Source organism: Streptomyces sp. NPDC048255, from assembly GCF_040652415.1.
GTDB lineage: Bacteria > Actinomycetota > Actinomycetes > Streptomycetales > Streptomycetaceae > Streptomyces.
The window spans coordinates 81,397-97,702 of sequence record NZ_JBEZMA010000023.1; the positions used below are offsets into that span (position 1 = coordinate 81,397).

Sequence of the window (16,306 nt, forward strand, 5' to 3'; positions counted from 1 at the left end):
GCAGCCCGCAGCCGGGCCCGCTCCACCTGATCCTCGGTCAGGTCGACCAGTGTCCTCGGCTGCCGTGAGACCGGAGCCAGCCGCCCAGGCACTTCGGCCGCCGGAAGGAGTCGCAGGTCGGCGTGGTTGATGAGCCAGCGGAAGGAGCGGGTCTCAGCGTGACCGCCGCCATCCACGAGCACGAGCCGGCCGTGCTGGCCGTGGACATCCTCAACCGTCCACTCGACACCGTTGAGCGCGCCCCGCCTGCCCGGCGCGACCGGCAAAAATCCCCTCGCCGCCATCACATCCCCCCAGATCAGTGAGGTGTCGCGCAAGGGACTGCCCAGATCAACGCCTAGCTCGCGCTGCCAGAGCAGCCGGACGATGTTGGCCCCGGCCAACGGAAGGCACGCTGGTCGCGTCCGCCAGCGCGGAGAACGTCATCACGCGCCCCTCCCGGCCGCCGATGATCGTGAGCAGCTGGTCCCGCATGCCCAGCAGATCCCTCACCGGCCGACGACGCGAAGACAAGTGGTCAAGGACGCTCCAGACATGCGGGCGCCAGCCCGCGATCACCGAGTACTGCCAGCCGCAAGCCGCCGCCATCTCCCTGGCCGCCGCGAACTTCAGCGCGTCCTCGTCCTTGATCAGTCCCATCGGGCGTACGTCCATCAGTCACATCCCGCCACCGATCGCGGCCAAGTGGTCCGGGATGTGCCAGGACGACCCGCTCTTGTGTCCGAAGTCCAGCCGGAACGGCTGCGACAGCACTTCCGACGCCCCCACGAAGTCCAGCGCGACCAGCAGCCGCACTTCCTCCAGCGACTCGAAGCCGTGCCCCCTGCCCGTGGACGCCATCACCTCCAGGCCAGGACGATGCCGCTGCTTCGCCCGCCATGTGAACCCCCGCATCGGCCGCGACGACAGCACCGGAACATGAGCCATGTCGCGGACTGGCCAGCAGACTTCACCGGCGCCCACGCGCCACGTCGAACTCCACCGACAAATCCAGCCATCCGTGAGATCGAGTTCATCCCGAAATGCGGCATCACCGCTGTACCCCGCGACAAGCTCGTCGAGGCGACTCGCCTCCGACCGGATCCTTGCCCTGGCTATCTCGCTTACTCACCCAGAGCATCACCACCCGCATGGCGACAGGGCCCGATTTTCGGCACTGATCACATGAGACTGAGCACGATAGGTGTCGTCATCCTTCCGTCCCGACCTGCCCTTTCGATAAGCTCTGAGCGCGATATCTGTCGCCGAATTCGCATCGTTCCTGACGTGATCCGCACTCTTCGCAGGCAAGTTGTCGTCCGGACCGTGCTGCCGGTAGGCGACGTCCACGCCCTGCACGGACACGGCGCGGGTCGGCGCGTTCTTGTACGACGACGGGGTGGGCGTGGGGGAGCTGGACGGTGCGTTCGCGATCGGGTCCTGGTGTGGGAGAAAGGAGCGTGGGGCGGGTTCTTCTCGTTGTGGCGGGCGGCGTTCTCGGCGTCCGGCAGGGCCGTTGCCCTGGGTTCACGTCATGGAGACGACGACCTTGCCGGCTTTCGCGCGGCCTTTCTCGACGTACTCCATGGCCTGAAGGGTCTCGTCGAAGGGGAAGACCCGGTCGACGACGGGGCGGATCTTCCCGGCGTCGATGAGGGGGGTGAGTTCGCGCAGCTGGTCGCCACTGGCCTTCATGAACAGGAAGGAGTACGTGACACCGAGACGCTTGGCCTGGCGCCGGGTCTTGGCGCTGAGCGCGGCGATGCCCAGGCGGAGCACCAGGTTCGAGCCGAGTTCGCGGGCGGTGGCCGGGTCGGGCGGGCCCGCGACGGAGATGGCCAGGCCGCCGGGCTTGAGGGTGCGCAGGGACTGGGCGAGGCTCTCGCCGCCGAGGGAGTCCAGGACGAGGTCGTAGCCGGTGAGGAGTTCGGAGAAGTCCTGGGTGCGGTAGTCGATGACCTCGTCCGCGCCGAGGTCCTTGACGAGGTCGATCTTGGCGGTGCTCGCGGTGGCGGCCACGTGCGCGCCCAGTGCCTTGGCCAGTTGGATGCTGATGGATCCCAGGCCGCCGGCGCCCGCGTGGATGAGGACCTTCTGGCCCGGCTGGACGTTCGCCCGCTCGACCAGGGCCTGCCAGGCGGTCAGCGCGACCAGGGGGAGGGAGGCGGCCTCGGTCATGGTGAGCGTGGCGGGCTTGGGCGCCAGGTCGTCCTGGTGGACGGCGAGGAGTTCGGCGAAGGTGCCGATGCGGTCCTTGTCGGGCCGCGCCCAGACCTCGTCGCCCACCGCGAAGCGGGTGACGGACGATCCGACGCGGACGACGGTCCCGGCGAGGTCGTTGCCCAGGACGAGCGGGAGGCGGTAGGGCAGGATCTGCTTGAGGTCACCGTCGCGGATCTTCATGTCCAGCGGGTTGACACTCGCCGCGTCGATCCTGACCAGGACGTCGTCGGCGCCCACCTGGGGGTCGGGTATCCCGGCGGCACGCATGTTGGACGCGTCACCGTACTTCTCGACCATGAAGGCCTTCATCGTCATCTCCGTTCGTGTGGTCTCCCGTCCAAGCGGGAGGGGTGTTCTGCCCATGAGAGGTTTGTCTCGTTACAAGACGATTTGTGGTGTCTTCTGGTCCGCGCGCTCCGCGTCGGCACGGCAGTGGCCAGTGCCTGCGCGGAGAGCTTTGCGTCGGCCGTGTTTCCGGGCTCAGGCCACCGGCACGACCGGGGCGATGACGCTGCTCGCGTCGCCGCCCTGGAGGTGTCCCAGCGAGCCCGCGATGCCCTCGTGCGGTACGCCGAGCGGCATGGCGCTGACCTTGTCGAGGCGCGCGTACTGCTCGTCGGTGAGCTGGACGTCGAGGGCTGCGAGGTAGCTGTCGGCGCTGTCGAGGAAGGTGCCGCCGGCCTCGGCGAACCGGTCGAAGATCCGGCGGGCCTCGTCGGGCTCGGCGCCGGCGCCCCAGCCGGTGCCGAAGTTGGCGGTGCCGAGCGCGTACTCGGAGACGCGCAGTCCGGTCTTGCGGCCGAAGGCCGTGTAACGCATGAGAAGTCCTTGCGCAAGGGGGCCTGGAAGGCCGTCGTGCCGTGGTGGAGGGGGTGAGCGTCAGCCCGCGTTCGGCTGGGGCGCCGCGGACAGGCTCTGCTTGACGTACCTGCTGGTCTCGTCGGCGAGGATCTCGGGCAGGCCGGCCTCGATGCCGTAAAGGGCCTGGGCCGCGACGTCGGCGGCGGCGACCTTCTGATCGGCGGGCACGCCGGCGGCCATGTCGGTGTCCATGTAGCCGACGTGCAGCGCCGAGACGGTGATCCCGCGGGGCGCCAGTTCCTCGCGACTCGCGTTGCTCAGCGCCCAGGCGGCGGCCTTGGAAGCCGCGTAGGAGCCGAGGCCGGCCGGGTGGAACCAGGACAGGGCGGACAGGACGTTGAGTACGGCACCGCCGCCGTTGCCCTCGATGACAGGAGCGAAGGCCCGTGTGGCGACGAGCGGGCCGAAGAAGTTGGTCTCCATCTCGCGACGTACCTCGTCCAGGTCGCCGCCGACCAGCGTCGCGCCGGTGGAGACGCCCGCGTTGTTGATCAGAAGCGTCGCGTCCGACGCGATGCGGGCGGCCTCCCGTATCGACTCCTGGTCCCTCACGTCGAGGCGCAGTGGGCGGACGCCCGGCAGGTCGACCGTCTCGGGACGGCGGGCCGCCGCGTAGACCTTGGCACCATGCTCCACGAGCTGGGCGGCCAGGTGCCGCCCGAGGCCCCGGTTGGCGCCGGTGACCACCGCGACCGCGTTCTTGAGTTCCATGCTCGCTCCTGTCCTTCGCAGGCGCCGGCGGAGCACCCGCGTCAATTAGATTGCAAGCACAATCTAAACACAGGGCTATGATAGATGCCAGTCGACATCCAAATGGGAGGTGGCCATGGGCCGCGTATCGCAGGCGCAGGCGGAGGAAAATCGCAGGCGGGTGGTGGACACCGCGTCGCGGCTGTTCCGGGAGCAGGGCACCCACGTCAGCGTCGCCGATCTCATGAAGGCGGCCGGCCTCACCCACGGCGCCTTCTACAAGCAGTTCGCCTCCAAGGAGGCGCTCGTCGACGAGGTCACCGCCCACGCCTTCGATGAGATCGCACGGCGCAATGCGGCCGGGCTCGAGCGGCACGACGGGCAGCGGGATGCCGCTCAGCGGGCCCTGATCGACGCCTACCTCTCCGTCGAACACCGTGACAACGCGGCGGACGGCTGCCCGGTCGCGGCTCTCGCCACCGATATCGCGCGCGGACCCGAAGGCCGCGAGGCGCGCCGTACCTACGCGGAGGGCGTGGCCGACTTCGCCGCGTTCCTCGCCCCCGCCGAGGCCGTCGCGGACGGCGGGGGTGTCGGGGGCGTCGGGGGTGTCGGGGGCGTCGGGGGCGGCGAGGGCGGCCTCGCCCGGCTGTGCACCCTGGTCGGTGCTCTGGTCCTGTCCCGGGCCACCCAGGGCTCCCCGCTCTCCGAGGAGATCCTCGCCGCCGCGCACGCGGCCCTGACGGAAGCCGACTGACCGGGGGCCCGGCATCGGGCGCCGGGCGGCGTGTGCGCACCGGCCGTCGGGCCGTCGATGTGCGATCGGAGTGCGATTCATGGCGCGTTCGGTGCGCGAGCAGTACGACGAGAACCAGGCCGCGGGCCAGCTGCGGGTGCCTCTGGCGGCCTGGCGGTGGGCGGCCGGCTCGGGCCTGGTCCCGCCGGCGGATGCCGGCCCGGGGCGGTGGTCGCGGGCGGTGCTGGAGGCTGCGACCCGGAGCAGGTGCGGGCAGAGCTGCGGGGGCCGATCGGTGCGGGGGTGGCGGCGGACCGGCTGTCGGAAGTCTGCGGGCGCCGTTGCGGTGCCGGCCGCGGGTGACCGCCTCGGCGGTCGGCGCTACCTCGCCCGAGCGGGCCTGCTGGTCCGCCTCGGCGGGAACGCCGAGTTCCCCGACGTTCACCCGGACCAGGTGGCTGCCCTCGCGCGCCGCCGGGACCTGCCGGCCCTGCTCGACCGGCATGTCCCCCTCGCCCCGGACCAGGCCGCACGGCGGCTCGGCGTCCGCAGGGTCGACTTCGACGCCGAGGTCAAGCGCGGTTTCGTCTCTCCGGCGAGGCTCGGTGGAGATCGACTACAAGCGACAGGGTGGCGTCATAGTCGTCCCGCTCCTGGCGGACCCCGTTTGAGTGGTGATCGGAGCTGATTAGCGGAGTCTCAGGCGGAGGCTGCTTCTGGCCCGAGGCAGGCTCAGCGCATGAACGGTGGACCTAGCTACTTCCGGGTGTCGGTGGTGGACTCCGAGGACCGGACGACGGTGGTGGTGGGCGGCGAGCTGGACGTCTACTGCTATCAGCGCCTGCGCACAGTGCTTGAGGCTGCGATCACGGGCGGTGCTCACCGTGTCGAGGTCGACTTGCGGGACCTGTCGTTCTCCGACATCTCCGGGTTCGACATCCTGTTGCGGGCGAGGGAACAGGCCCTACAGGCAGGGTGTGGCTTCGAGATCGTGGGGCCGCTTCAACCGCGCATCCTCAGGTTGTTCAAGTGGATGGCCCGGGACATGGGGCCGCCCGTTAGCCCGCGCGCGAATCCCTCCTCTCCGAATGACGCAGACGGTGGAAGCTGCCAGTTGCGGGTGTCTCTGGTGGACTCCCGGGATCGGACGACGGTGGTGGTGGGCGGCGAGTTGGACGGCCTCACTGGGGCGCCCCTGCGTGCGGTGCTTAGGGGTGCGATCACGCGCGGTGCTGACCGCGTCGAGGTCGACTTGCGCGACCTGTCGTTCTGCGACTTCTCAGGGCTCCGCGTCCTGTTGTGGGCGCGGGAGCGTGCCCTGCAGGCAGGCTGTGGCTTCGAGCTCGTGGGGCCGATTCAACGGCCCGTCTTCAGGTTGCTTCAGTTGATGGCCCCGGTCATGGGGCTGCCCGTTCGTCCAGCTGCGGATCGCTCTCCTCCGAATGACGCAGACCCGCCACATAGCCCTTGATCCACCGGCTTGGCGGATGGAGTCATGGCTGTACGGCCAGACGGTCGGCGGGTCGCTTCTCCGCGATTTTCCAGCGGCTCGAAGACGACTGATCAAGCCCTCGACCGCCGGGTGCGACGCGGCCTGTCAGGCCACGTCTGTGTCCCGCTCGATGGCCTTGAGTCGGTTCTTGAGGCGGTAGCTGGGGCCGTTGATGGAGATCACGTCGCAGTGGTGAAGGAGACGGTCGAGGATGGCGGTCGCGAGGACTTCGTCGCCGAACACCTGTCCCCATTCGCTGAAGGTCTTGTTCGAAGTGAGGATGATCGAGCCCTTTTCGTAACGCTTTGAGACGACCTGGAAGACCAGGTTCGCTTCTCCGCGTTCGAGGATCTCGTAGCCCACTTCATCGACCACGAGGACGCCCGGCCGCTGGTAGGTGCCGAGCTTGTTGGCCAGGCGCCCGGCGGCTTCGGCGGCTTTGAGGTTGCGGACCATATCGTCGAGGCTGGTGAAGTAGACCGAGTATCCAGCCCGGCAGGCCGCGAGGGCGACGGCGATGTGCGTCTTGCCTACTCCCGGCGGTCCCAAGAGGGCGGCGTTCGCCTTGGCCTCGACGAACGAGAGTATCTGAGCACAACAACGCGGCTGTGGCCCTGGACGCTGGTCCGGGGGCCACAGCCAGCCTTGTCAGGTCCGGCTGCTGTTCGAACGCTGTCTGCGGCTGTTGATGCTCTTCGGTGCGGTCTTCGGCTGTGGCGGCGGAGGGGACCAGCGCAGCCGCCACCACTCGAGCCGGTCAGCTGATTCCTGAGGCATCATCAAGTGCAGGGCGGCCACGAGTACTACTGCCGCCTCACCCATCACCACGGACCACCAGGGCGCGCCTGCGAGAGCGGCAATGCTCCCGGAGCCAACCACACCAAGTCCCGCGGCTGCTCGTACGAGGGGCTGACGGACGGTCCGGCTTCGCGGCATAGGATTTCCTCCGGGGGTTCGTTGGGGCTCGGCTGTCCTGATCATGCTGGGGTTCAAGGTGTTGCCGCATGCGCACCCTGTTGCGGACCCCCCCGCAACACCGCAGCGCACACTGGAGGGCCAGATGGAAGAGGGCGAAGTAGCTGACATCTCGGCTGGAGAACTTGTGCCCCGGCCTCGGGGGCCACGCACGATGGTGTTCCAGAAAGATGTCGACCGAGACGAAGTAGGAGACGAACGCCACGCACTCGCAGTCACACTTCGGTCGCTGGCACAGCGTGTAGGGGTCTCTCTGAACCGCTACTCAGCCAGGGTCCATTGGGACCGCTCCACCTTGTCCCGGTACTTCAGTGGGGTGCTGGTTCCGCCTGCAGGCTTCGTTGAGCAGCTCATCGATGATGGCAACAGGAACCTTGAAGTTGTACTGACCCCTGAGGCGACCGCCGCAATTCGGCGCCTGCATCGAAACGCCCTTCGGGCTACGAGCCCTGCTGCTGCGGACCTCCAAGATCTCCGTGATCAGCTAGCCGCAGCAGACCATGAGAGCGAGCTCCTACAGCAGGAAGCGAACTTGGTCCGGGAGGTGCTCGCCAGCGCCACCACCCGGGCGAAGGAACAGGAAGCGAAGTTCCGCTCTCTTGAGCATCAAGCTATCTCTGCTCGAATCACTCATCGGGCAGAGCTTGCGCAGTGGAAGGACGACTATGAATCAGTGCAAGCGGAGCGCGACAAACTGAGAGAGCTCGTTTGCAGGCTGGAGCGAGAACTTCGTGAAGCCGACCGACGCGCCACAGAAGCTGAGGGGCGATGCGCTGAACTCGAAGCCACTCTAGAGACAGCCGAGGAAGCCGCCGGCGAGGCTGAAAAGGTTGCCAGCCAGGCCGAAGAGGCCGTCGGTGACGCCGCCGAGGTCAGCCAGCCGAAAGAGCAAAGCGACAGCGACAACGCCGCTTCACCAGGCTCTGACAGCCCCTTCTCATCGAACACGCTCAGCCTTGGTTTTGCGCAATATATGGGCTCCCGACTAACCGAGCTTCTGGTGGATCAGCAACCCAAGCGACTAACGAATAGAAACCTTAACCAGCTGCGCAGCATGCCCGGCGTCTTCATGCTGTATAAAGACTCGGAGCTTGTGTACGTAGGAAAGGATGAGCGCTCCATTGCGATACGGCTAAGAAATCTTCGCATGAAACTTCAAGGGAGAATGCAGATCGATCTGGATATATTCTCCTTCGCTCATGTATTCGTCGAAGATGACATGCAAGCCATCGCCCCCGAAAAGCTCATCCTGAAACAAATGAGATCCATGGGATCCATCCCATGGAATGGGAACGGTTTTGGCAATCTGGATCCAGGTCGATCCCGGGATTTCACTAGATTGAAGCAAAGCCACTTCGATGTCTTGTATCCGATTGATCTGAATTACCCAATCAGATTTAACGGGCCGAGCAAAAACGTACCTCTTCAACAGCTGGCAACACTGTTGAAGGAAAACCTCCCGTACAACTTCAGGTCATCTTTGCCTCCTGCCGGAACAGAAGACAAAAACGTGTTGCTCCCACACGGGGTGCTCACGGCAGATCAATGCTTCAGGCTGATGGCACAGACGCTGGGACGCAGCTGGCAGATAACTGCGCTCCTAGGGTACGTAGTCGCCTACAATGAAAAGAATTTCTCGTACCCCAGTGCCACCCGCTACTACACAGGTAGAGAAATCACGGACGTACAACCGGAGCTTCTCTGACGGGCCCCAATCTGATCTATGGCCTCGAGTTGGCCGCCCAAGAACCGGTGACCGCTGTTTGAACGAGGCGTCGACAGCTACCGTGTTGGACAACGACCCATCACTGCCAGGAGCCAGTCATGAGCCATCACGAGCAGCCGCCGGCCACAGGAGGCCGGGCGGCCTCCGCAGGAGCCGACTCCCTACGTGCCTACGCCGCCCGTACTCGCGCGAGGGCGAACGACCTGGCCGCGTTCCTCGAGGAGGTCGCCGCCAACGGAGTGCCCCGCCCGGAGGAGACCACCTCGTGGGAGGTCGTACGCGACCGCCGCCTGTCCGAGCTCGACGCCGAGCGCGGACACGTCGCCTGATGGCCCGACACCCCGGCCGACGAGCACGCATCGCCTTCAGCGACAGCGCAGATGATGTGCGTGTGTTTGTCAGTGGGTGTTCGGCGTTGAGGTGTCAGTGTCCTGTCTGGGGGTTGTTGCTGGTCGAAGGGGTGTGGCTTGAGTTTCGCCACTGACAGTCCTTGCCGATTCCGCGCTGACATTTTTGGCGTAGTGCCTGGTCACTTGGGTGCAGATCGGGATCACACGCTGGGTGTCGGTGTCGGTGTCGGTGTCGGTGTTGGCTATGGCAGGCGCGCGTGATGTGTCAGTTGCCGTTCTGTGGGCTGTGTCTGGGTGCCTGGCGGTGTTCGTTTGGTGCTACTCCAGCATGCGCTGTGCGTCGTCTGGAACCCATGGGAAGGGGACGTTGGGCCACTGGGCGGAGGCCCATGCGTCGAGGTCGACAGCGAGAACGGCATCTATGAAGGCCTGCGGAGGTCGGTAGCCGTGGGCGGTGATGTAGTGCGTGATCAGGTAGGGCGCGGCATAGGCGATTCCGGGCTCGCCCGGGATCCGGACCTCGCCGTTCCCTTCCGGCGCTTCATTTTTAGGGCACAGGTCGCACTCGTGTACTCCGAGGCAGACGTTCATCCATTGGATCTCCTGAACAGCTTTCAGCTTGTCCACGAAACCTGTGGGGACCGTCCCTTTCGGGTACGGCTTACTGGCTTCCAGCCACCCGACGTTCAGGCGGGTGTACCCCGGGCTGTACCAGAGTGCGTAGAAGGCCGACTCCCTGTCCGTGAACGAATCCTGTTCCTGGTAGTCGTACTTGCTGAGGTCTTCATAGAACACCCGGACATCATGGCTGCCCCATCAAGATGCCCCTGGTGTGGGGTAGGCGGGTGTGGACCTTATATGTACCCCCGCATCAGGGGCTGGTGCGGGGCAGGTACGAGCGGGCTGCGTTGGAGTTGGGGTGCGGGCGTCGGGAGCGGGGCAGGTCACGCACACCAGCAACGAGCAGTTCGACCATGTGATCCGCTGGAACCTCTACTCCACCTTCTGGGCCACCCGCGCCGCCCTGCGCCTCATGCAACCCGCCCGTACCGGTCGGATCATCAACATGTCCTCAGTGGAAGGCAAACACGGCAAACCGGTACTGGCCCCATACGTGGCAGCCAAGCACGCCATCAACGGCTTGACGAAGAGCCTGGCAAAGGAAGTAGGCCCGCTCGGTATTACCGTCAACGCCATATGCCCCGGCCTGGTCCTCACCGAGGGCATCTCGCCGAGGGCCCACGTGTCGCCGCCAACATGGGGCTCGACTTCGACGGATTCGTCGAACTCTTCACCCAGGAAGCCGCCCTCAAACGCACCGTCACAGTAGAAGAGGTCGCAACCGTGGCCGTCCTCCTGGCCAGCGATGAGGGTGCTGGCATCACCGGATCCCTCATCAGCGTAGACGGCGGCACAGCAGGCTACTGAGCCCCCAGGACACGACTGTTCGACAGCGCTTCCTGACCTCCTCAACCGTGGCGGCCTGACCACCAACGCGCCGGCCTGGGGAAGGGGTGCACTGGGGGCGCGCGGTGGACTTCGGCAGGGTGCCCGGGGCGCGGCCGGGCTGTAAGCCGTAGGGGTAGGCCGTCCGGGCCGCAGCTGGGGACATTCGACTCAAGAGTCTGCTGTCGACGCGTCGTTGTCGGCGCCCTGCGCTACGGTCGTCTCACTCCCGTGACCTACTCAGGCCCTCAGCTTCCTCAGTCTCTTCTTGCGGATGGCGCGAGCCACGCCCAGCACGACAGTCATGACCAGACAGACAGCGGATGCCATGGCTAGACCAGCAACGGCCGGGTTGACCCAGGAGGGGACGAGGTCATGCTCCGCGTTGCACCAGTTGTGCAGCGGGAACAATGGATCGTCGAGGTGCTGCGCAACAACCCCGGGGTCATAGGAATCACCGCACGCCTCGCCGATGTGCAAGCCTCCCCATCCGGCGACGGCCCCGACCGCGAATGCCACAGCAGCGAGCACCGCAGTCGCGATTGACAGCAGCAGCCACCACAAGGGACGGGTCCACAGTTCCTCCCGAACCTCACGCCACACCATCTGAATCACAGTTCACTCACCCCCGATCGCTGGAAGCGGGTCAGCCCATCCGCTCTTACGCGTTTCCTGACCCGTGATCTTTCGGAACGTAGCAGCGAAACCCAACACGAACGGAGTCCCGCCGCCCGCAAGACGCGGCGAGCCTCTGCTGCTCCTCCGAAACGGCCTGCGGCCGAACCGGGGCCCGGAGACGGAATGGCCCTATCCCGGTGCCCTGGCGGTCTTGGTGGCGGAGTTGGCCGGGCACCCGGTCGCGGGGGCTGCCGTTCTTCGCTCCCGAGACGGTGACCAGCGACCACCGCGCCGTCTACAAGAGCCACCAATTCGTCCAGGCCGCGGCGACACTCGGGATCGGTCTGCTGCCGGGTATGGCTACTTCGTGTAGTTGTAGACGGTCGCCCGGGAGACGCCGAGCTGGTCGGCGATGAGCTGTGCGGAACTGCGGGTCTCGAAGAAGCCCTCGCGATGCAGCCGCCGGACCAGCTCGCGCTTCTGGTCACGGTTGAGGCCACGCGGGGTGTTGGAGCGCTGCGCCGCGAAGGAGTCGATGGCCGACCGGAGTTTGCGTCCGCTGCGGTCGCGCAGCGTCTCCAGGGCCTCGCCTTGGTGTTCGACATCCGTGGCGACGAGGTTGGCCAGGGTCAGGGCCAGCGGGGACAGCGCGCTGACGTCCAGGTTCAAGCACAGGGCCGCCACGTAACGTCCCTCGGCGTTCCTGATGCCGATCGAGGTGCTCTTGGCCGGGCGTCCGTCGGGGAACTGGTTGCTGTAGTTCTGGATGACGCTGGGGTAGTCGGGGTCGGCGATGCGGCGCAGGCCCAGTTCGGTGGCGGAGTCTCCGACCTGCCGTCCGGACAGGTTGTTCTCGATGGTGCGGATGGCGCTGTCGGGTCGGCGCAGATCGTGCAGGACGACCTCGCATAGACCGGCGAACATGCGCCCGACGGCGACAGCGATGCGCTCGGCTTCCCGCACGAGGTGCTCGTCTTGCGGTACGGCGGGCTGGTCGGCGCGTTTGTCGTCCGGTCGGCCGGTGGGGTGTGTCATCGAGCGCTGCTCGATTCCTGAGCGCCGTCACAGGGCCCGGCGAACACCGCGGCCATTTTCTCGGCGGACTTCAGCCCCGCACCGGTGAGCACGACCACGGTCGTCTCGTCCGGAGCGATCTCTCCGGTCGCGATGAAGTGGTCGAGGGCTGCCGCGGGGACGCTGCTGGTCGGCTCGGCGTACAAGCCTCGCGCGCTCAGTGCGCGGACCGCGGCGCGGATCTCCGCCTCGGGGACGGCGTAGGCGGCGCCTTCGGAGCGGCGGATGGCCTCCACCGCCTCGGGCAGCCGGACCGGGTGGGCGATGGACGCGCCCTCGGCGATCGTGGGCACCCGCTCGCCGCGGCCGGCCGGGTCGATGCCGTTGAACGTGTCGGCAATGGTCGCCCAGTGCTCGGGCTGCCCGACGAACAGGCGCGGGCGCCTGTCGATCTGGCCTGCGTCGAGCAGTTCGCCGAACGCGAGGTCGCACCCGATGATGTTGCTGCCGGCCCCGGCCACGAGGACTACGTTGTCGGGCGCGGTGAAGCCGAGGGTCTCCCACATCTCGTAGGCGATGGTCTTGGTGCCCTGGATGAACATGGGGTGCCAGTTGTGGCTGGCGTAGGAGATCTGCTCCGACTGCCGGATCGCCTCGTCCGAGACCTCGTCGCGGGTGCCGTCCACGAGCTCGATCTCGGCTCCGTAGGCGCGAGCCTGGAGGATCTTGGCCGCCGAGGTGGCGGCGGGAACGATGATTTTGGCGCGGATACCGGCAGCGGCGGCGTAGGCGGCCACCGCGGAACCGCCGTTGCCTGAACTGTCCTCGAGTACGCGGTCGGCGCCGTGCGCCGCGAGGTGGGACATCATCACCGATACGCCCCGGTCCTTGAAGCTGGAGGTCGGGTTGAACCACTCCAGCTTGAAGTGGACGCGTCGGCCGGCCCAGTCGACCGGGACCATCGGCGTACACCCTTCGCCCAGGCTCACCCGGCGGGCGGCCGGGACGGGCAGGGCCTCGTGGTAGCGCCACAGGGACCGTTCGGCGGTGTCGATCTGCTCGGGACGCAGGCCTGGCAGTGCACTGACCGCGAGGGGGCTGCCGTCCTCGCCCCGCCAGCGAGGGTCGTCCAGGGAGTAGCGCTTTCCGGACCGGTCGTACAGGTCGGGGGTGGCGACGGCTGAGTGCTGTTCGGCATTCATGGGCGGTTCCGGCTTCTACTCGCTCGACGTGCTGTCGTATCGCTGGGTCTCGTGGCCCGGCAGGCACGCTGCCATCCCATGTTAGACGTCATATCCAGATGTATACAAGAAGTCTAAATGTGGGTCGATGCGCCGCACTGCGCCGACCGGGAACTGACCGAAGCCGGCGAAGTCCAGCAGAGTGATCCAGGCCGGGACGGTGAGCAGCTCCGACTGCACTGACTGGCCCACGGCGAGGATCGGAACGGTCAGTAGCGACATCTGGCCGATCTTGATTCCGGTTCGATGGCTCGCCCTGTTGCCGCTTGCGATCTCTCGGTTTAGGGACAGTGGTGTGAGAGACAGTGGTCTCTTGGGGCAGCCCCACGAATACCATGGCTGGCCCTGCTGGGACCGGAACCCGGAGCCACTTCAGGCCTGAACAAGCGCCGCTTCAACCACAGACGTGGGGCCAGCCCAGACCGAAAATCTGGGGCCATTTGGCGCCGTTAACGCCACCCTGGACCGAGCCGGCATCCTCGCACCGCCACCCCCGCGCCGGATGGTCCCGCCGCGCGGAACCGGCCCCACCCGCCAGGGCGGACAGCGCGACCCTGAGCTGCGGGGACAGTGCACACACTGTCTGGCCTGGGCGAACCACCGCCCGGTCCTGTGTGTGCCGTGCACCAGCTGGTGCTCCGAGATGCGCAAGCGCGGCGCCAACGAAGCCGAGTGCGGCCGCTGCCACCGCACGCTGATGCTCAGCGCCGGGATGTGCCGCATGTGCCGGATCGTCTTCGCCGAAACCGAGGTCGACACCGCCCAGATCGCGATGAAGAACGGCGATCAGCTGTGGTTCGCCGGCCCTCATACCGCCGGACTGGCGGTCGGACGCTTCCTGCCTGGCACCGCGGCGCCCCAAGGCCGCTTCGCCCTCAAACGACGACGCGCCCGCGCCCGGGCCAAGTCCGAACGCCAACTATCCGAGTACCTCGTGGACCCCGCCCAGCTGGTACTGTTCCCGTCCCCGCCCCGCGACTGGACCCGTCTGGATACCAGCACACCGCCGGCCCTTACCGCGGCAGCAGACAGCCTGATCACTGACTTCACCGCGTACATGCGTGGCCGCGGATGGAACACCGACTTCTTCAACGGCAGCACCCGAACCCTGCGCATCGTGACCGGGCACCTCGGCGCCGAGGCTCCCATCCAGGAGAGCGACATCCGGGCCCTGGCCTCCATGAGAGCCAACCTCCAGGGCGCCCGCGTCATCAACTACCTCCGCCAACGCGGCCTGCTCGCCGCGCAACCGCCCAGCGACCCCTGCATCGCCCGCGCCCGGCACCACGCCACCGCCTTCGCCCGCCCGGCCTTCTCCGCCGCGGTGCACACCTTCATCGACGTACTCCTCGGCCAGGGCAGCACCTCCAGCCGGGCCCGCAGCCCCAAGACCGTCGAGAACTACGTGGGCGCCATACTCTGCACCTTCGAAGCGTGGATCGCCGACGGGCTTACCGACCCCCGTGAGATCACCAGGAAGCACATCGAGGACGTCCTGGACCCGCTCCCGGGCGACCAGGCCCGCCGCCTGCACACCTCACTGCGCTCCTTCTTCAGGGCTCTCAAACGCGAACGCCTCGTCTTCCAAGATCCTGCCCGCAGCATCTCCCTCACCAGCAGCCGATCCATGCCGACCGCGCTGCGTTCCGACCGCGTCGCCGGTCTCCTGGACCGCCTCGACGACCCGCGCGACCGCCTCATGGTTGCCCTCGTCGCCATCTACGCCCTCCTCCCCGGACAGCTTGTCCACCTCCGGCGGACCGACCTCGACCGCAGCAAGGGCCGCCTGCGCCTGCGCCGGACGGGTCGCATGGACCACGTCATCTACCTCGACGCCTTCACCCTGCGCCTGACCACAGCATGGGAGCTCCAGCGCCACCGGCGCTGGCCCGACAGCTCCAATCCCTACTTCTTTGTCACCCGCAACACCGCCGTCGACGACTCCGGCCCGCCCATCAGCGCCGGCGTGGTCCAGCAGCTCTTCCAGCGAGTCGGCCTGCCGGCCGGCTGCACGTGGACCGAATCGTCGACGAGGCGCGTCACAGCGCCGACCCCGTCCGGCTGATGGAACTCTTCGGCCTGTCCAACCTCTCCGCCACCGGCTACGTCCTGTCGGCACACCCGGAGAAGAAAAACGGTCCCATCGCCCCGTAAAGGCCCACCGGCGGCCAGCCCGGAACGAGCGGAGTCAGATACGGCCCCGCAGGTCAGGGCTTGACCTTCCAGTCGGGTCGAAGGTTTACCGTCGAAGGCATGACGAGCTACCGCATCTCGCAGCTGGCCGAACGCAGCGGCGTGCCGGCGACCACGCTGCGCTTCTACGAGGACGCCGGTCTGCTTCCCGCGGACCGCACGCCGTCCGGGTATCGGATGTACGGCGAGGACGCGGTGGAGCGCCTGGCGTTCATCTCCTCGGCCAAGCTGCTGGGCCTGGCCCTGGATGAGATCCGCGAGCTTCTCGACGTCCGTGAGGAGGGGGTGTGCGCCTCGGTCCGGGCGCGGATGCTGCCGCTGGTCGCGGACCGGACCACAGAGACCGACGGCCGGATCGCCGAGCTGCGTGCGTTCTCCGCCCATCTGGCCGGTGTCCACGCCGAGCTGTCGAGCCCAGCACCCGCGGGGGCGTGCGGGCCAGACTGCGGCTGCACCACGGCTGGCTCGGCACCGGCCGGGCCCGTGGCGATCACGCTGTCGCCCACCCGCTCCGCCTCGGCTGCTGAGCCGTGGCGGGACGTCCCGGTGGCTTGCACGCTAGGCGGCGCCGAACTGGGCTAGCGCACCGAGCAGTGGCAGCAGCTGGTCGGCAAGGCCGAAGGGCGCGAGCAGATCCCCGACGGCATCCGTCTGTCCTTCCCCGCCGGTGCCGAGCTGGCCAGCGAGGTCGCGGCGCTCGCTGCGGCAGAGCAGGGCTGCTGCGCGTTCTTCGACTTCACCCTGCACCTGACCCCGATCGCC

The 16,306-nt window shown here is 67.2% G+C and carries 19 protein-coding genes and 2 pseudogenes; 9 read left to right on the plus strand and 12 right to left on the minus strand.

Features of this window, described 5'->3' with window-relative positions; all coding sequences use genetic code 11:
* The first annotated feature begins 158 nt into the window (after nucleotides 1-158).
* Nucleotides 159-305 carry a hypothetical protein gene (locus AB0D94_RS19830; RefSeq protein ID WP_362053268.1) on the plus strand — a complete coding sequence of 49 codons (147 nt, stop codon included), beginning with the start codon at nucleotides 159-161 and terminating at the stop codon, nucleotides 303-305.
* 25 nt (nucleotides 306-330) lie between these two features.
* On the opposite strand, the gene AB0D94_RS19835 is transcribed toward AB0D94_RS19830, so the two are convergent.
* From AB0D94_RS19835 to AB0D94_RS19855, 5 genes and pseudogenes are all read right to left on the minus strand, one after another.
* Nucleotides 331-639, minus strand: coding sequence for a hypothetical protein (locus AB0D94_RS19835; protein ID WP_362053271.1), 309 nt, complete (start codon nucleotides 637-639; stop codon nucleotides 331-333).
* An 18-nt stretch (nucleotides 640-657) separates the two neighbouring features.
* Nucleotides 658-840 carry a hypothetical protein gene (locus AB0D94_RS19840; protein WP_362053274.1) on the minus strand — a complete coding sequence of 61 codons (183 nt, stop codon included), beginning with the start codon at nucleotides 838-840 and terminating at the stop codon, nucleotides 658-660.
* A gap of 666 nt (nucleotides 841-1,506) precedes the next feature.
* Complete coding sequence (locus AB0D94_RS19845) at nucleotides 1,507-2,511, minus strand: NADP-dependent oxidoreductase (protein WP_362053364.1); 1,005 nt, start codon at nucleotides 2,509-2,511, stop codon at nucleotides 1,507-1,509.
* A gap of 336 nt (nucleotides 2,512-2,847) precedes the next feature.
* Nucleotides 2,848-3,021, minus strand: a pseudogene (locus tag AB0D94_RS19850) (aldo/keto reductase); the annotation flags it as partial.
* A 60-nt stretch (nucleotides 3,022-3,081) separates the two neighbouring features.
* The gene (locus AB0D94_RS19855; RefSeq protein WP_362053277.1) at nucleotides 3,082-3,774 is read right to left on the minus strand and encodes an SDR family oxidoreductase; all 693 of its coding nucleotides are present in this window, start codon (nucleotides 3,772-3,774) and stop codon (nucleotides 3,082-3,084) included.
* A 115-nt stretch (nucleotides 3,775-3,889) separates the two neighbouring features.
* On the opposite strand from AB0D94_RS19855, the gene AB0D94_RS19860 reads away from it, so the two are divergent.
* Nucleotides 3,890-4,510: a TetR family transcriptional regulator gene (locus AB0D94_RS19860; protein ID WP_362053280.1), complete on the plus strand. Its 621-nt coding sequence runs from the start codon at nucleotides 3,890-3,892 to the stop codon at nucleotides 4,508-4,510.
* 718 nt (nucleotides 4,511-5,228) lie between these two features.
* The gene (locus AB0D94_RS19865) at nucleotides 5,229-5,960 is read left to right on the plus strand and encodes an STAS domain-containing protein (protein ID WP_362053283.1); all 732 of its coding nucleotides are present in this window, start codon (nucleotides 5,229-5,231) and stop codon (nucleotides 5,958-5,960) included.
* A 126-nt stretch (nucleotides 5,961-6,086) separates the two neighbouring features.
* Here the strand turns inward: AB0D94_RS19865 and AB0D94_RS19870 are convergent.
* Nucleotides 6,087-6,566 (minus strand): annotated as a pseudogene (locus AB0D94_RS19870) (ATP-binding protein); the annotation flags it as partial.
* 475 nt (nucleotides 6,567-7,041) lie between these two features.
* Between AB0D94_RS19870 and AB0D94_RS19875 the strand changes: the two are divergent.
* Nucleotides 7,042-8,661, plus strand: coding sequence for a helix-turn-helix domain-containing protein (locus AB0D94_RS19875; protein ID WP_362053286.1), 1,620 nt, complete (start codon nucleotides 7,042-7,044; stop codon nucleotides 8,659-8,661).
* A 119-nt stretch (nucleotides 8,662-8,780) separates the two neighbouring features.
* Nucleotides 8,781-9,011 (plus strand): hypothetical protein, encoded by a 231-nt coding sequence (locus tag AB0D94_RS19880; RefSeq protein ID WP_362053289.1) that lies wholly within the window; start codon nucleotides 8,781-8,783, stop codon nucleotides 9,009-9,011.
* Nucleotides 9,012-9,350: 339 nt separating this feature from the next.
* Here AB0D94_RS19880 and AB0D94_RS19885 read toward each other — a convergent pair whose 3' ends face one another.
* On the minus strand, nucleotides 9,351-9,827 hold the full coding sequence (locus tag AB0D94_RS19885) for a hypothetical protein (RefSeq protein ID WP_362053292.1): 477 nt from the start codon (nucleotides 9,825-9,827) through the stop codon (nucleotides 9,351-9,353).
* Between the two features lie 124 nt (nucleotides 9,828-9,951).
* Here AB0D94_RS19885 and AB0D94_RS19890 point away from each other — a divergent pair, with 124 nt between their 5' ends.
* Nucleotides 9,952-10,362, plus strand: coding sequence for an SDR family NAD(P)-dependent oxidoreductase (locus AB0D94_RS19890; RefSeq protein WP_362053295.1), 411 nt, complete (start codon nucleotides 9,952-9,954; stop codon nucleotides 10,360-10,362).
* Nucleotides 10,290-10,460 (plus strand): SDR family oxidoreductase, encoded by a 171-nt coding sequence (locus tag AB0D94_RS19895; protein WP_362053298.1) that lies wholly within the window; start codon nucleotides 10,290-10,292, stop codon nucleotides 10,458-10,460. Before AB0D94_RS19890 ends, AB0D94_RS19895 begins: the two co-directional genes overlap by 73 nt.
* Before the next feature lie 258 nt (nucleotides 10,461-10,718).
* On the opposite strand, the gene AB0D94_RS19900 is transcribed toward AB0D94_RS19895, so the two are convergent.
* From AB0D94_RS19900 to AB0D94_RS19915, 4 genes are all read right to left on the minus strand, one after another.
* On the minus strand, nucleotides 10,719-11,093 hold the full coding sequence (locus tag AB0D94_RS19900) for a hypothetical protein (RefSeq protein WP_362053301.1): 375 nt from the start codon (nucleotides 11,091-11,093) through the stop codon (nucleotides 10,719-10,721).
* A 363-nt stretch (nucleotides 11,094-11,456) separates the two neighbouring features.
* The gene (locus tag AB0D94_RS19905; RefSeq protein ID WP_362053304.1) at nucleotides 11,457-12,131 is read right to left on the minus strand and encodes a PAS domain-containing protein; all 675 of its coding nucleotides are present in this window, start codon (nucleotides 12,129-12,131) and stop codon (nucleotides 11,457-11,459) included.
* A complete protein-coding gene (locus AB0D94_RS19910) occupies nucleotides 12,128-13,312 on the minus strand; it encodes a pyridoxal-phosphate dependent enzyme (RefSeq protein WP_362053311.1) in 1,185 nt (394 codons plus the stop codon). The genes AB0D94_RS19905 and AB0D94_RS19910 overlap by 4 nt, the downstream gene beginning before the upstream one ends.
* Before the next feature lie 81 nt (nucleotides 13,313-13,393).
* Entirely contained in the window at nucleotides 13,394-13,573 is a 180-nt protein-coding gene (locus AB0D94_RS19915; RefSeq protein WP_362053314.1) for a hypothetical protein, read from the minus strand.
* Between the two features lie 421 nt (nucleotides 13,574-13,994).
* Between AB0D94_RS19915 and AB0D94_RS19920 the strand changes: the two genes are divergently transcribed.
* Nucleotides 13,995-15,416, plus strand: coding sequence for a hypothetical protein (locus AB0D94_RS19920; protein WP_362053317.1), 1,422 nt, complete (start codon nucleotides 13,995-13,997; stop codon nucleotides 15,414-15,416).
* A 188-nt stretch (nucleotides 15,417-15,604) separates the two neighbouring features.
* Nucleotides 15,605-16,126: a heavy metal-responsive transcriptional regulator gene (locus tag AB0D94_RS19925; RefSeq protein WP_362053320.1), complete on the plus strand. Its 522-nt coding sequence runs from the start codon at nucleotides 15,605-15,607 to the stop codon at nucleotides 16,124-16,126.
* Here AB0D94_RS19925 and AB0D94_RS19930 read toward each other — a convergent pair.
* Nucleotides 16,103-16,291, minus strand: coding sequence for a hypothetical protein (locus tag AB0D94_RS19930; RefSeq protein WP_362053323.1), 189 nt, complete (start codon nucleotides 16,289-16,291; stop codon nucleotides 16,103-16,105). The genes AB0D94_RS19925 and AB0D94_RS19930 overlap by 24 nt on opposite strands.
* Nucleotides 16,292-16,306 lie beyond the last annotated feature (15 nt).